Consider the following 14477-nt stretch of genomic DNA (forward strand, 5'->3'; position numbering starts at 1 on the left):
GTCCGACGCGGCCTTCCCGCACGGGGCCGCCGGGCCGGGCGCCGCATGCACCGCCCCGGCGGCCGGCTCGGTTCCGCACGCGCCGCTCAGGCGCGGCGTGCCGAGTCCCAGGAGTGCCACAAGCTCGCGTAGGCCCCGTCGGCCGCCAGGAGTTCGGCGTGGCTGCCGAGCTCGACGATCCGTCCGCCGTCCATGACCGCGATCCGGTCCGCGTCGCGTACGGCGTCCAGGCGGTGCACGATCGAGATGACCGTACGCCCCTCGATGAGCGCGGCGAGCGAGCGTTCGACCCGGCGCGACGCCGTGGAGTCCAGCAGCGCGGTGGCCTCGTCGAGGACCAGCGCGTACGGGTCCGACAGCAGCAGCCGGGCGAGGGCCAGTTGCTGGGCGTGCGAGGGGGCGACCGGGGCCGCGCCCGGCCCGATCCCGCTGTCCAGGCCGTCGGGCAGCGACCGCACCCAGTCCGCGAGGAGGACGGTCTCCAGCACCTCCCACAACCCCGCGTCCGCCGCACGACCCCCGATGTCGTCCTCGGCACGGCCCCCGGCGCCGTCGTGGGCCAGCAGCAGGTTCTCCCGTACCGTGCCGGTGAACACGTGCTGTTCCTGGGTGACGAGTACGATCTCCCGCCGCAGCTGTCCCACCGGCAGTGTGGTGACGTCGGCGCCGCCGATCCGCACGGTCCCCCGGCTGGGGTGGTGCACGCCCGCGAGCAGCTTGCCGAGGGTGGACTTGCCCGCGCCGGAGGCGCCGACGACCACCAGCCGCTCGCCGACGGCGATGTCGAGGTCGATGCCGGTGAGGACCTCGCGGCCCGGCCCGTAGCCGAAGCAGACCCCTTCGAGGCGGATGGCGTGCCCGTCGGTGGGGGCCGGTGGCCGCGGCTCCTCGCGGGGCAACCGCTCGACACCGAGGATCCGGCGCAGTGCAGCGTTGCCGATCTGGAGTTCATCGGTCCAGGTCAGCAGGTCGTTCAGGGGCTCACCGAGGGCCTGGACGTAGAGCACGACGGCGGTCAGCTCTGCCAGCCCCACCTCGCCGCGCTGGTAGGCGAGTCCGCCGATGAGGAGGGTGAGCGCCATCGGGACCATCGTGGCCAGGTCCAGGCTCGGGAACCAGATGGTCTGCAGCCAGGTGGTGCGCTGCCGGGTGCGCACCACCCGGTCCACGGCCGTGCCGTGGCGCCGGAGCTGCCGCGGTCCGAGCCCGAGGGCCTCGACGGTGGCGGCGCCGCGCGTGGTCTCGTGGGTGACGGCCAGCACGTCGGCCTCCTGCGCGAGGAGCAGCTCGTACGCGCGGGTGGCGCGCGGCCGGTACCACCACGTGGAGAGGACCGCGAACGGTGCGCCGGCCAGCAGGCCGAGGGCGAGCAGCGGTGAGGTGAGCAGGATGGCCGCGAAGGTGAACACGAGGGTGACGGCTGCCAGCGCGATGCGGGGGACGGCCTGCCGGATGCTCTCGTTCAGCCGGTCGGCGTCGGTGGTGGCGCGGCTGAGCAGGTCGCCCGTGCCGACCGCCTCCACCTCGGACAGGGGCAGTCCGAGTACCCGGTGGACGAAGTCCTCGCGGGTGCGGGCGAGGACGCGTTCGCCGAGCAGCGTGGCCTGGGTGCGGGCGGCACGGGCGAGGAGGGCGTGACCGACGAGGATGGCGACGAAGGCGAGGGCGAGCACGTCGACGTGGCCGGCGGTGGTGCCGTCCTTGACCGACTCGACCAGGTGTCCCAGCAGTCGGGGGCCGACCAGGCTCGCAGCCAGAGCGGCGGCGAACAGCCCGAAGGTCAGGGCCAGTCGGCGGGCCTCGCCGCGGAGGAAGAGACCGGTCCAGGCGCGGACCTCGGCCCCGTCGGCCAGCGGCAGCCGGCCGGCGGCGGACGGTCCGGCGGGTCCGGGGTCCGGTGGGGTGCCCGGACCCGCCGCGGGGGCCTGGGTGGGGGCGGTGGTCATGAGGGCACTCCTGCGGAGCGGTCGGTGCTGCCGGGGACGGGCTCCGCGCCGATGCGGACCACATGGTCGGCGGCGGCCCGCCACAGCGGGCTGTCACTGAAGACCACCGTGGTCCGGCCGGCGCGCAGGGCGGCGACCCTGTTGACGATGCGGGCCTCGGTATGGGCGTCGACCGAGGCGGTGGGGTCCTCCAGGACCAGCACGTCGGGGGCCGCGGCCAGGGCGCGGGCGAGGACCAGCCGCTGGCGCTGACCGCCGGACAGGGCGCGGCCCCCCTCGTCCAGCCAGGCGTCCAGGCCGCCGGGCAGGGCGTCGACGACATCGGCCGCGTCGGCCGCGAACAGGGCCCGGTCCAGGGCTGCCTGGGACCGGGCGGACCCGGTGGTGAGCTCCTCCCGCACGGTGCCGCTGAAGAGGATGTCGGCGGGTCCGGAACGCAGCAGCCGGTCGGACACCTCGCCGGGATCCGCCCGGTCCAGGGGTACGCCGCCGAGCCGGACGGCCGCGGTGCCGCCGCCGGCGCCGGGGCGGCTGAGGCGGTCGGCGAGGTCGCCGATGCGGTCGGCGGGGGCGGTGACCACGGTGAGGCGGCCCGCGGCGGCGGTGATGCCGGTGCCGGCGTCGGCCACGGCGAGGGCTCCGGCCGGCAGCGGTTCGGGGTGGGTGGGGCGGACGGTCTCCGGGGCCAGGCGCAGCAGGGTGCAGACGCGGCCGGCGGCGACCTTGGCGAGGCTGAGGGTCTCGGCGGCTTCGGTGGCCGTGCTGACGGGCAGGGTGAGGAAGGCCGAGGCGCCGTAGAACGCGACGAGTTCACCGGCGGTGATGGTGCCGTTCAGCGCGAGGCGGGCACCGAGCCAGACGATGCCGACGGTGACCAGTCCGGGCAGGAAGACCCCGGCGGCCTGGAGCCAGGCCTCCATCCGGCCGGCGGACTCACCGGCCCGGCGCACCTGCTGGCTGGTACGGCGGAAGCGCTCGGCGAAGACGGCCTCGCCGCCGATGCCGCGCAGGATGCGCAGCCCCGCCACGATGTCGCCGGCCTGGGACGTGGCGATGCCCATCTTCTCGCGCTGGGCCTCGTCGCGTTCCTGGAGGGGCCGCAGCAGGGGGCCGATGCCGAAGACGGCGGCGGGGACGCCGATGAGCACGGCCAGCCCGAGGACGGGCGAGGTGAGGGTGAGGGCCACGGCCACCAGTACGGCGGCGACGACCGCCCCGATGGTGCGGCCGACGACCTCGAAGGCGTTGCCGATGCTCTCCACGTCGGCCGTCGCGGAGGCCGCCACGTCCCCTGCACGGGCCTTGCCGCGCAGGGTGGCGCCGAGCCGCACGACCTGCCGCAGCAGCACGCGGTGCGTGACCGACAGGGCGTGGGCCTCGGCGCCGACGGCGGCCTGGATGAGGCCGGCGCCGGCGAGGCCCTGGACGAGGCCGAGGCCGAGGGCGAGCAGCGACCACAGGTAGAGCCCGGCCTGGCCGGTGGCCTGCCCGGCTTCGTCGACGGCCCGTCCGAGGACCAGTGGGATCAGCGCCAGCGGGACCATCCAGAGGGCGCCGAGCACGGCGGCGAGGACCAGCGGCCACGGGCGGATCCGTGCCAGCCACCACAAGTACGCCCAGGGGCCGCGGGCGTCCGCCTCGGGTACGGCGGCGGGGGCGACCGAGGCGTCGAAGAGTCGGTTGGTCACAGGTACCGGTCCCGGGTCTTCGCGCGGTCGACCTTGCCGGTGCGGGTGTGCACCAGCTCGGGCACGGCGACGACCCGGTCGGGGACGAGGGGGCCCGGGAGGATGGCCCGCAGCCGCTCGCGCAGGGCCGCGGCGGCGGTGTCGGCGCCGGATCCGCGGGAGGCTCGGGACGCCTCGGACGCCGTGTTCGCGAGGACGACGAAGGCCACCAGGACCGTGTGTTCGCCCTTGGTGTGCGCCGCGGCGGCGACGGCCGTCACACCCGGGAGCCGGCCCAAGGCCCCCTCGACGTCCATCAGGTCCACGCGGTGCCCGCGGATCTTGACCTGGTGGTCGAGGCGGCCGTGGAAGACGAGCGCACCGTCGGCGCCCTCGGTGACGAGGTCCCCGGTGCGGTACCACCGGTCGGTGACTCCGCCGTGAGTCGTCTCGACGAACCGGTCGGCGGTGCGCTCCGGGTCGTCGGCGTACCCGGTGGCCAGCTGGGGTCCGGCCACGAGGAGTTCCCCGGGGCCGTGCGGCACGTCGGGCCTGGGCACCACGGCCTGCCGTACGGAGGGCAGCGGGCGGCCGATCGGCACCCCGTCCGGGAAGTCCGCCGGCGCGCCCGGGCCGGCGAGGACGGCGCTGTGGGTGACCAGCGCGGTTTCGGTGGACCCGTAGGTGTTGAGCAGGACGACGTGGTCGGCGCCGAGCCGCCGCCAGCGGTTCAGCATGTCGGGCCGGACGGCCTCGCCACCGATCACGACGGTCTCGACGGAGCGGGGCAGGGCACGGCCGGTGTCCAGCAGATGGCCGGTGTAGAGGTGCCAGTAGTCGACGGGCAGGTTGACGAGGGTGACCTCGTGATCGGTCAGGACCCGGTCGAGGTCCGCCTCACTGTCCTCGTCGAGAACGACGAGCCCGCCCGAGAGCAGGACCGGCAGGGTCTCCTCCAGGCTGGTGTCGCCGTCCGCGCGGTGGAAGTTGAGAGCGACGGTGCCGGGTCCGACGCCGTACCGCCGGCGCAGGTGCGGCAGGACGGCCTGCAGCGCGCCGTGCGGGACGACGGCCGCCTTGGGCGCGCCGGTGGAGCCCGAGGTGAACAGGACGTAGGCGGGGTCCTGCGCCCGGACGGGTTGGCCGGCGTCGGGCAGAGGGGCGTGCGAGCGGCCCCAGTTGGGCCGCAGCACCCGGTCGACGGCGGGCAGCCGGCCGGTATCGGCGGTGGCGATCAGCTCCCGGCAGCCGAGGGCGTGCAAGGCTGGGTCTGCGTGGCCGGCCGGCCCGTCGGCGACCGGGACGTAGCCCCGGCCGGCGGCGAGGACGCCTAGGATCGCCGCGATGTCGCGGACGCTGTGGTGCGTGTGGACGGCCACCACCGGTGGTGCGCCCGCCGGGGCTCGGGTGGCCACCAGGTCGGCCACCGCCCCTGCCCAGCGCGCCAGTTGGCCGTATCCGACGGTCACGCCATTGTCGACGACGGCGGGCCGGTCCGGGTCCGAGCGGGCGAGGGCGAAGAAGGGGTCCAGCACGCTGGGCAAGGTCATGGCAGGCGTCTTCCGGTCTGTCCGTGGGGCGTTCAGCGGGTGGGCGTCTCGGGAGCACCGGGTGCGTCGCACCCGGTGAGAGCATGGAGGAGGGCGGTGAGGACGGCCCGGTGGCGGGCGGCGAGCGCGCGCACGGTCGCCTCCTCGTGCAGGGCGGTGGAGTACCACCACTCGACGCGCAGCGTCCCGTCCTCGGTGGTCGCGATCACCTCGACCGGGTGCGGGCGCGTCCAGTGCGGAGCCGTGATGTCGCCGACCGGTTCCGGGGCCACGTCCGGCAGGAGGGTACCCAGGGGCAGGGCGTCGGCGTCGCCGCCCTCGTAGTCGAACGAGACGTCGCTGGGCGGGGCGGCGCGCAGGACGGCGGCGATGCCCGGCCGGCCGTGCCGGGCGAGCGCGCCCTGGCCCACGCCGCCGCCGGGGAGGGCCGCGAGGTGGCCCACGGTCCGCGCGAGGCGTTCGGCCGGGGTGCCGGGGGTCAGGTCCAGGCGGACCGGGACCGTCGTGGTGAACCAACCGGTGGTGCGGGCCAGATGCGTGCTCCCGACGCTCTCCTCGCGGCCGTGGCGCAGTACGTCCACGCGGACCGCCGACTCGCCGAGCCGTTCGGCCAGCACCTCGCCGAGGGCATGGAGGACGAGGTCGCCCGGGTGGGCCCGGTGGGCGCGGGCCGCCGCGTGGAGGCGCGGGGTGAGTTCGGCGGGGAACTCCTCGCGGTGGGTGGCCGCGGTGGCGGCGGTGTTCACGGCCCGCGGGTCGGCTACGGGGCGGTCCGGCGGCAGGGCGGCCCGGGTGCGGGCCACCTCCGTCCACCACTGCGCCTGCTCTTCCGCCTCGGGGGTGCGGGCGTGGGCCGCGAGGGCCTGTGCCCACTCCGGATAGGAGGTGCCCTCGGCCGGCCACACGTCGCGCCGGCCCTCCTCCAGCGCTGTGTACACCTCCTCCAGGTCTGCGAGCAGGACGGACCACGAGACCATGTCGACGGCGAGCTGATGGACGACGATCAGCAGCCGTCCGGACCGGGACGGGCCGGCGTCGAAGCGGACGAAACGGGCCACGCGGCCGGCATGCGGGTCCAGGGAGCGCTGCTCGACCGCGCAGCGCAGGGTGACAGCGGCCGACAGGTCCGCGTCGGCGAGCTCCGAGACGTCGACGGTGTCGAGCACGGCGCCGAGCGCCGCACCGGGCGGGCCGTCGGTGGCCAGGGCCCACGTCTGCTGCCGGGGCCGCCGGGCCGGGCGCTCCTCGACGGCCAGGCGCAGCGACGCGTGGCCGGCGACCAGCCGCCGGACGGCCTCGGCGAACAGCTCGGGGTCGATTCCCGGCCGGGTGGTGAAGAGCATGGCCTGGTTCCAGTGGCCGCGCTCGCCCGTCTGCTCCTCCCAGGCCTGTTCCTGGGACGGGGTGAGGACGACCGGGCCGTGGGCGGTGCCGGGCGGTGCGGCCGCAGAGCCGTCGCCGCGCAGGGCGGCCCGCTCGGCGACGAGCCCGGCGAGGCGGGCCGTGGTCAGCTCGGGGGCGAACAGCTCGCGCAGCTGCACCCGTACGCCGAAGGCCGCTTCGATGCGGCGGGCGGTGCGGATCAGGTCGAGGGAGTCCACGCCGAGATCGCGCAGGGGGGAAGCGGGGGCCGTGTCCGGGGCGAGGACCGCTTCGGCGAGCCAGCCCACGAGCCGGGAGTGGATCTCCTCTTCGGACGGAACGGACAGGGCGGCCGGGGCGGCTCCCGGGGCCGCCCCGGCGGTCTCCGGTCGTACCGGGGCGGTCACGCGTCGGCCTCCCCGGGGTGTCCGGCGGAACGCCGTACCAGGAACGGGCCGAGGGCGAGGGCGTCGAGGGGCAGCCGGTGGAAGGTGGCGAGGGCGTCGCGGGGGCTGCACACGACCGGTTCGTCGCGACCGTTGAAGGAGGTGTTCATGACGACGGCGGTACCGGTGTGCCGGCCGACCTCGCCGATGAGGCGGTGGTAGAGCGGGTCGACGGTGGCGGAGACGGTCTGCGGCCGGGTGGTGCGGTCGCTGTGCACGACGGCCGGCATGGCCGCGGCGCCGGCCTCGGTCACGGGAGTCGTGACGATCATGTAGGGCAGCGGGGTGGCGGTGCCGATGAGGGCCTCGGCGGCCTCCTCCTGCATGCTGGGGGCGAACGGGCGCCACGCCTCGCGGTCCTTGATGCGTACGTTGACCCGGTCGCGGGTGGACTCGGGGTCGGGCACGGCGACCATGCTGCGGTGGCCCAGCGCGCGGGGTCCGCCCTCGGCGCGGCCCTGGAACCAGCCGGACACCCCGCCGGCGGCCAGCACCTCGGCGGTGGCGGCGGCGATGTCGGCGGGCTCCGTGTAGGCGGTGCCGGAGGCGTCCAGGACGTGGCGGATCGCGTCGGGGGACCACTGCGGGCCCCAGGCGACCGAGCCGTTCATGGGTTTGATCCGGTCGCCCTCCTGCGCGGCGACCCAGACCGCCGCACCGAGCGAGACTCCCTGGTCGCCGGCGAGCGGCTGGACGAAGAGATCCCGGACCTCGGGCATCCGCATGATCTTGCCGTTGAGGGTGGCGTTGAAGCCCACGCCGCCGGCGATGAGGAGCGTGGTCTCACCGGTCTCCCGGAGGAGGCCGCGGACCAGGCCCATGACGGCCCGCTCAAGGGCTGCCTGTGCGGTGGCGGCGATGTCGCGGTACTCGAAGGGGTCCCGGTCGCTGACCTTGGTGTAGCGGCCGGCGCGCGGGTCGAAGCGGCGCACGCTGCGGTTGGGGGCGTCCGGGAGGGTCTTCTCCAGGTGCTCCAGCCAGTACCGGATGGTGGCCGTCTCCTCGTCCGTGCTGCCCGTGGACCGCAGGTCGGGTGGGACGACGCCGACGGTGAAGTCCTCGTCGGTGAAGCCGAGGGCGCCCCCGAAGGTGAGGTCGCCGGGGGTGCCGTAGGAGGCCAGGCCCATCATCTTGCCGGCGGCGTCGGCCCCGAGGCCGGCGTACTCGCAGACCGCGGCGTAGAAGTAGCCCAGCGACCAGCCGGGGGTATGCGCCCGCAGCGTCTTGATCTCGCCGTCGATGCCGACGGCGAGGGTGGTGCTCTCGTTCTCGCCCTGACCGTCCAGGACGAGGATCGCGCCGCGGTCGCGTCCGGAGAGGTGGTAGGCGCTGGCGGCGTGGGCGATGTGGTGTCCGACGAACGTCAGCCGGGGGTCGCGGGTGCGCGGGAACAGCGCCTTGGGCAGCAGGTGTTCCAGGGCGGCGGCGTCGCTGTCGAACCAGTCCAGGCCGCGGTCCGCGAAGAGGGTGGGAAGGTCCCACCCGTGGGCGACCACGTCGATGTCGTCCAGGGTGAGACCACCCTCCGCCAGGCAGGAGGCGGCCGCGTGGAGAGGTGCCTCCCCGTAGGCGTGCTTGTGACGGGTGAAACGTTCCTCCTCGGCCAGGGCGACGACTTCGCCGTCCACCACGAGGCAGGCTGCACCGTCGTGGCTGGCGCCGGGCCAGCCGTTGACTCCGAGCACACGCATGGTCAGTCCCCAAAGGTCGGTCGGGATCTTCCGGTTCCGCCTCGGGCCCGTGGGGCGCTCAGCGTCCGGTCACGCCAACGGATCTTGTCGGTCGGCCGGGTTGTACACGACCTGGGAGTTTGTGCGGAGATCCGCGGCAAAAATCGCCGACGCGGCTTTCAGCACCGCGTTGGCGTGCCGCAGTTGCTCGACCTCGCTGCGCAGCCGCCGCAGTTCCGCCCGCTCGTCGCCGGTCAGCGCGTCCGCGGCGGGGCGGCGCGCGGCGGCGGCGGCCGGCGCGGCGGGGCCGGGGGCGGCTGCCCGGCGGGGCCCTGCGGCACCGGGCCCGGCGGCACGGGGGCCGCCCGTCCGGGCCGCCGTTGCGGGGGCGCCGGAAACGGGGCGGCGGTCGGCGGTCGGCTGGGAGGGCACCCGCCGGGAGCCTCCCGGCTGTCCCCGGGCGGGTCTGTCGCGTCCTTCCAGTTCACTGCTGAGGCGGTACCAGCGGCGGGTCCACGGCTCGGGGTCGCCGCCGCACGCGGCCACGTAGGCGAGCGTCACCTTCAACGATGGTTTGTGCAGTCCGCGGGCCGCCTCCGAGAGCGTGGCCACGGAGTAGTGGGCACGTTTCGCCATGGTGCGGTACGAGGGGTTCCCGGCCTGCCTTCGTAGTCCGCGCAGCGCGTGGGCGAATTCTTCCAGCGGTCCGGCTGTGGGGTCCAACAACCGCTCTGGCCTGGGCATGCTTCTCCCCTGGGGATGGATGGTGTCGAGCGAAGCGCATGTTCCGTAGTGCCGTACAACCTGGTCAGTGGCGCACGGTCCGGCATGACGTCCGGACGTGGGGGCCCGGAGACGGCGAGAAATCGCCGCACCGGACCTCTCGGACATTGGTACATGCCAGTGACATATCCATCAATCACCAGCCGAGGATTCCGGCCACTTGCGGTGCGGGAAAGTCCGAATTAGGTTCACCTAACTTCACCCGTCGGGCCCGCGCCGGGGCCCGTTCCCCGGTTGTTCCGGTTCCCGTCACGCCCTCTCGGTGCGTACAAGGTCACTTCCGCCCGGCGCCCCGTACAACTCTCCGCCTTCGGCGCCGGATTGTATAGGGGCGCCAGCCCCCGGTGCCCCGTACAACCTGGCCTCGTGTACAACGCCGGCGCTCTGCAAGATCGGTTCCTGTCAGGCGATACGGCCGAAACCGACGGGAATGGGTGGCGGGTTGGTGGACACAGCACGCAGCCAGACGGAATCAGCGGCACTGGAGGGCGTCTACGCATACCGGAGCAGTCCGCTCGTGGAGCCGGACTGGCGACGCTTCCCCGGTTGGCGCGGAGTCACCGAGGCCGAATGGGCGGATCCGCAGTGGCAGCGCGCCCACTGCGTCAAGGACGCGAAGGGTCTGCGCGCGGTCGTCGGCGACCTGCTCGACGAGGGGTTCTACGAGGACTGGGAACAGGACCGGCTGCAGCGTGCCACCATGTCGGTGCTCCTGCCGCCCCAGATGGTCAACACCATCGCCCCGGAGGCAGCGGCGGCCCGCCCGGGCGAGCTCACCAAGGCCTTCTACGACGACCCGGTACGCCGGTACATGCTGCCGGTGTTCTCCGACCGGCACTCGCACTGGCCCTCACACCCGATGGCCAGTCGGGACTCGCTGCACGAGCAGGACATGTGGGTGGTGGAGGGTCTCACCCACCGCTACCCGACCAAGGTGCTGGCGGAGCTGCTGTCGACCTGCCCCCAGTACTGCGGGCACTGCACCCGCATGGACCTGGTGGGCAACTCCACGCCCCAGGTCGCCAAGAACAGGCTCCGGCTCAAACCGGTCGACCGCGCCGAGCGCATCCTGGAGCACTTGCGCTCCTCCCCCGGCATCCGGGACGTGGTCGTCTCCGGCGGCGACCTGGCGAACATGCCCTGGCCGCGGCTCGAACGCTTCGTGGACGGGCTGCTGGACATCGACTCGATCCGCGACATCCGGCTCGCCAGCAAGGGCCTGATCGGACTGCCCCAGCACTGGAATTCGGGCCCGGTACTCCAGGGCGTCGAGCGCATCGCCCGCACGGCCCGGTCCCGCGGTGTGCGCATCGCGCTCCACACCCACGCCAACGCTGCGCAGCAGGTGACGCCCGGGGTGGCCCGGGCAGCCCGGGCCCTGCTGGACGCCGGTCTGCACGACGTACGCAACCAGGGCGTGCTGATGCGCGGGATCAACGACAGCGCTCACGACCTGCTCGACCTGTGCTTCGCGCTCGCCGACCATGCCGGCATCACTCCGTACTACTTCTACATGTGCGACATGATCCCGAACGCCGAGCACTGGCGGGTGCCGCTGCATCGAGCCCAGGTGATTCAGCGTCAGATCATGGGCTACCTGCCGGGGTTCGCCACGCCGCGCATCGTGTGCGACGTACCGATGGCCGGCAAGCGGTGGGTGGACCAGGCCGACTCCTACGACCGCGAGCTCGGGGTGTCGCACTGGAGCAAGAGCTACCTCACCCCGCTGGAAGCGGCGGACCCGGACAACCACAGCGGCTCCTACCACTACTACGACCCGATCGACACGCTTCCGCTCTCCGGACAGCGCTGGTGGCGGGAAACCCGTCAAGGGTAGAGAAGGGACAGTTGCACAGTCATGAGCAGTCTCCGTCCACGGCGTGAAGACCCTCCGGTGCTGGAGGAGTGGTACCGCCGGCACCTCGGCCCGGACATCCACGACATCAGCTCCAGCGGGGTCCACCCGTACACCTTCGCCGAGATACGCGATCTGTGCCGGATCCGAGCCGCGGACCTCGACGGGATCGTCATGGACGACAGCGTCTCGCAGGGCGGGGCGGGCATCCGTCAGGCCATCGCCGACCGCTACGCCGGCGGCGATGCCGAGCGGGTGCTGGTCACCCACGGTTCCAGCGAGGCCATCGCGCTGACCCTGGGCACCCTGCTGCACCCGGGTGACCGGGTGGTCGTCCAGGAGGGCATCTACCACTCACTCGGCCACTACCCGCGGGCAGCGGGCTGCGACGTGGTCGAGCTGCCGGCGCAGGCGCTGCACGAGGGCGAGATCGACCCCGGTGTCCTGGCTGACGCGATCGCTCCCGGCACCGCGGCCGTGATCGTCAACTTCCCGCACAACCCCACCGGAGTCACCCTGTCCCCGCAGGGCCTCAAGGCGCTGAGGGAGCGGACCGCGGTGACCGGCGCCGTGCTCGTCTGGGACGCCGCCACCGCCGAGTTCGCGCACCGCTGGGAGGTGCTTCCCGACCCCGGCGCCGACGGGGGCGACACGGTGTCCTACGGCACCTTCTCCAAGACCTTCGGCCTGCCCGGCCTGCGGGTGGGCTGGGCCGTCGCACCGAAGGAGCTCATCACCGCCACCTTCCCGCTGCGTGACCGGACCACGCTGTTCCTCTCCCCGCTGGTCGAGCTGGTCGCCGAGCGGGCCATGCGCCACGCCGACGAGCTGATCGGGATACGGGCGGCCGAGGCGCGGCGCAACCTCGCCTACCTCACGGCATGGATGGCCGAGCACGAAGACCTGGTCCGCTGGACCCCGCCGGAGGGAGGCGTGTGCGCGCTGCCGGTCTTCCGTGAGCTGGAGCGGGCGGCGGCCGGACCGGAGGCGGTGGAACGCTTCTGCCTGGAGCTGCTCGCCCGCCACCGCACCCTGCTGGTGCCCGGTACGGCCTTCGGCATGCCGCACGGCGCGCGGCTCGGCTTCGGCGGCCCGGAGGAGGGCTTCCGGGCCGGCCTCGCGGGGCTGTCCGAGTTCCTGCGGGCACGGGAGGCCGGGCGGTGACCGACGTGAGCGGGCCCGAGGGGCCCGACGTGAGCGGGCCCGAGGGGCCCGACGTGCTCGACCTCTGGGACCGGTCGGTCCGCGACCTGGCCACGGGGCCCGCGCTCGTGACCCCGGACCGGGTGCTGTCGTACGGGGAGGCGGACCGGCTCACCGACGCCTGGGCCGCCGACCTCGCGGAGCGCGGCGCCGGCCCGGGGGAGCTGGTGGGCCTGGCCTTCGGCGACCCTGCCCGCACCGTGCTCGGCATGCTCGCGGCGCTGAAGGCCGGAGCGGGGTTCACCGTCCTGGACGACCGGCTGCCCCCCGCTGCCCGCGCGGAACTGGTGCGCCGTACCGCGGCGGTGGTGTGGCTGGGCGACGGAAGCCACGCGCCCCGGGCGGCGTACGTACCGGCCGGCCCCGACCACGGCGGCGCTGTGGTCCGCGGCACGGACGGTACGGGGCCGGCGCGTCCCGCCCAGCGGGCCGGCGGGTCCGACGTGGCGTACGTGCTGTTCACCTCCGGCTCCACCGGCCGGCCCAAGGGCACCGTCGTCGAGCGGGATGCACTGGGCCGGTTCGCCGCCGCGGTCGCCGCCCGGCTGGAGCTGACACCGCGCGACCGCTGGCTCCAGGTGGCATCGCTCGGTTTCGACGTGCTGATCGAGGAGGTCTTCCCGGCCTTCGCCGCCGGCGCGGCCGTGGTCTGCCGGAAGGACACCCGGGCCCTGGACGCCGAGGAACTGCACGTCGCCATGGCCCGGACCCGGACCACTGTGGTCGAGCTGTCCACCCAGTACTGGCTGGAGTACGCCCGCTGGCTCGACGCCAGCGGCACGACCACTCCGGCGGCCCTGCGCACGGTGGTGGTGGGCGGCGAACGGATGGATCCGGGGCCCTACCGCGCGTGGCAGGCCCGGCAGCCCGCCGGCCTCGCCCACGTGTACGGGCTCACGGAATGCACCGTGAGCTCCACCTTCTACACCGGGCTGCTGCCCTCCGACGCCGAGGAGGTGCCGCTCGGCACACCCCTTCAGGGCGTCGACGTCACCGTCCGGCGGGAAGGCCGCCCGGTGCCGGACGGCGAGAGCGGTGAGATCCACATCGGCGGTCCTCTGCTCGCCCGCGGCTTCCTCGACGACGAGGATGCCACCGCCCGCCGCTTCGTACCCGACCCGTACGCCGCCGAGCCCGGTGCACGCCTGTACGCCACGGGCGACCTCGGGCGGATCGACGCCGACGGGCAGCTGGTCTTCATCGGCCGGGTCGACGACCAGGTCAAGATCCGCGGACACCGCCTGGAGCCGGCCCGGGTGGAGCGCGCCCTGTGCGACGTCGCCGGCGTCGACCAGACCGTGGTCTTCCCCGATCCGGACACCGGCACCGTCCTGTGGGCGTTCGTCGTGCCGGCCGACCCGGCGGCAGCGCCGCTGCCCGGCGAGGCGGTGCGGCTGACGGGCGCCGACCGGGACGCCCTGGTGGCGCCGCTGGAGGCACAGCTTCCGGACTGGGCGGTGCCCCGGGTGCTGTACCGGGTCGCCGTCCTGCCGAAGAACCCGCACGGCAAGGTCGACAAGCGGCAGCTGGCCACCTGGGCGGCCGCTCCGGTCCAGGCCCCGGTCCAGGCCGGCTCCCCGGCCGGCCGGACCCCGGGAGCACCGCTCTCCCAGGGCGTCGCCGAACCCTCCCCGGGGGAGCCCCTGGACAGCGTGCTGGTCCTCTTCCGCGAGGTCCTGGGCGCCCCGTGGCTCGGCCCCGACGACAACTTCTTCGACCACGGCGGCCAGTCCCTGCTCGCCATGCGCCTCCTCGCGCGGCTGCGCGAGTCCCACCCCGCCGCAGCCGGCCTGCGGGCGAGCGCCCTCTTCACCTCCCCGACCCCCCGGCTGCTCGCCGGAGCGCTCGGCGAGCGTGCGACCGCCCGGCCCTGACCACCGCACCACCGACGGGGTGCCACCCAGCTCCGGTCCCCGTGCACTTGCGTCACCCGAGGGCCCGCAGACCCGGCTCCGGCCGCCCGCGGGCAGCAACCATCCCCGACCACTCAGCGAG

Annotated in this window: 9 protein-coding genes; 3 read left to right on the forward strand and 6 right to left on the reverse strand. The window is 74.4% G+C overall.

Going from position 1 to position 14477, the window contains the following annotated elements; all coding sequences use genetic code 11:
• Positions 1–86 precede the first annotated feature (86 nt).
• From AB0B01_RS07875 to AB0B01_RS07900, 6 genes are all read right to left on the reverse strand, one after another.
• On the reverse strand, positions 87–1946 hold the full coding sequence (locus AB0B01_RS07875; protein WP_361714003.1) for an ABC transporter ATP-binding protein: 1860 nt from the start codon (positions 1944–1946) through the stop codon (positions 87–89).
• On the reverse strand, positions 1943–3634 hold the full coding sequence (locus AB0B01_RS07880) for an ABC transporter ATP-binding protein (protein ID WP_361714005.1): 1692 nt from the start codon (positions 3632–3634) through the stop codon (positions 1943–1945). The genes AB0B01_RS07875 and AB0B01_RS07880 overlap by 4 nt, the downstream gene beginning before the upstream one ends.
• Entirely contained in the window at positions 3631–5163 is a 1533-nt protein-coding gene (locus tag AB0B01_RS07885; RefSeq protein ID WP_361714007.1) for an AMP-binding protein, read from the reverse strand. Before AB0B01_RS07885 ends, AB0B01_RS07880 begins: the two co-directional genes overlap by 4 nt.
• Positions 5164–5195: 32 nt before the next feature.
• Complete coding sequence (locus AB0B01_RS07890; RefSeq protein WP_361714009.1) at positions 5196–6932, reverse strand: condensation domain-containing protein; 1737 nt, start codon at positions 6930–6932, stop codon at positions 5196–5198.
• Entirely contained in the window at positions 6929–8662 is a 1734-nt protein-coding gene (locus tag AB0B01_RS07895; RefSeq protein ID WP_361714011.1) for a carbamoyltransferase C-terminal domain-containing protein, read from the reverse strand. The genes AB0B01_RS07890 and AB0B01_RS07895 overlap by 4 nt, the downstream gene beginning before the upstream one ends.
• 69 nt (positions 8663–8731) lie before the next feature.
• Entirely contained in the window at positions 8732–9385 is a 654-nt protein-coding gene (locus AB0B01_RS07900) for a helix-turn-helix transcriptional regulator (RefSeq protein ID WP_361714013.1), read from the reverse strand.
• A 484-nt stretch (positions 9386–9869) separates the two neighbouring features.
• Here AB0B01_RS07900 and AB0B01_RS07905 point away from each other — a divergent pair, with 484 nt between their 5' ends.
• From AB0B01_RS07905 to AB0B01_RS07915, 3 genes are read left to right on the forward strand one after another with little or no spacing between them, the layout of a single operon-like run.
• Complete coding sequence (locus AB0B01_RS07905) at positions 9870–11261, forward strand: lysine 2,3-aminomutase (RefSeq protein WP_361714015.1); 1392 nt, start codon at positions 9870–9872, stop codon at positions 11259–11261.
• Between the two features lie 21 nt (positions 11262–11282).
• On the forward strand, positions 11283–12443 hold the full coding sequence (gene vioD / locus AB0B01_RS07910) for a capreomycidine synthase (RefSeq protein WP_361714017.1): 1161 nt from the start codon (positions 11283–11285) through the stop codon (positions 12441–12443).
• Positions 12440–14356 carry an amino acid adenylation domain-containing protein gene (locus AB0B01_RS07915; protein WP_361714019.1) on the forward strand — a complete coding sequence of 639 codons (1917 nt, stop codon included), beginning with the start codon at positions 12440–12442 and terminating at the stop codon, positions 14354–14356. Before vioD ends, AB0B01_RS07915 begins: the two co-directional genes overlap by 4 nt.
• Positions 14357–14477: the final 121 nt, after the last annotated feature.

This window comes from Streptomyces sp. NPDC044571 (genome assembly GCF_040647115.1).
Taxonomy (GTDB): Bacteria; Actinomycetota; Actinomycetes; order Streptomycetales; family Streptomycetaceae; genus Streptomyces.

Excerpts from the sequence above, each read along its gene's own strand:
- AB0B01_RS07875 (WP_361714003.1), bottom strand. The coding sequence starts at position 1,946 with ATGACCACCGCCCCCACCCAGGCCCCCGCGGCGGGTCCGGGCACCCCA.
- AB0B01_RS07885 (WP_361714007.1), bottom strand. The coding sequence starts at position 5,163 with ATGACCTTGCCCAGCGTGCTGGACCCCTTCTTCGCCCTCGCCCGCTCG.
- AB0B01_RS07895 (WP_361714011.1), bottom strand. The coding sequence starts at position 8,662 with ATGCGTGTGCTCGGAGTCAACGGCTGGCCCGGCGCCAGCCACGACGGT.
- AB0B01_RS07900 (WP_361714013.1), bottom strand. The coding sequence starts at position 9,385 with ATGCCCAGGCCAGAGCGGTTGTTGGACCCCACAGCCGGACCGCTGGAA.
- vioD (WP_361714017.1), top strand. The coding sequence starts at position 11,283 with ATGAGCAGTCTCCGTCCACGGCGTGAAGACCCTCCGGTGCTGGAGGAG.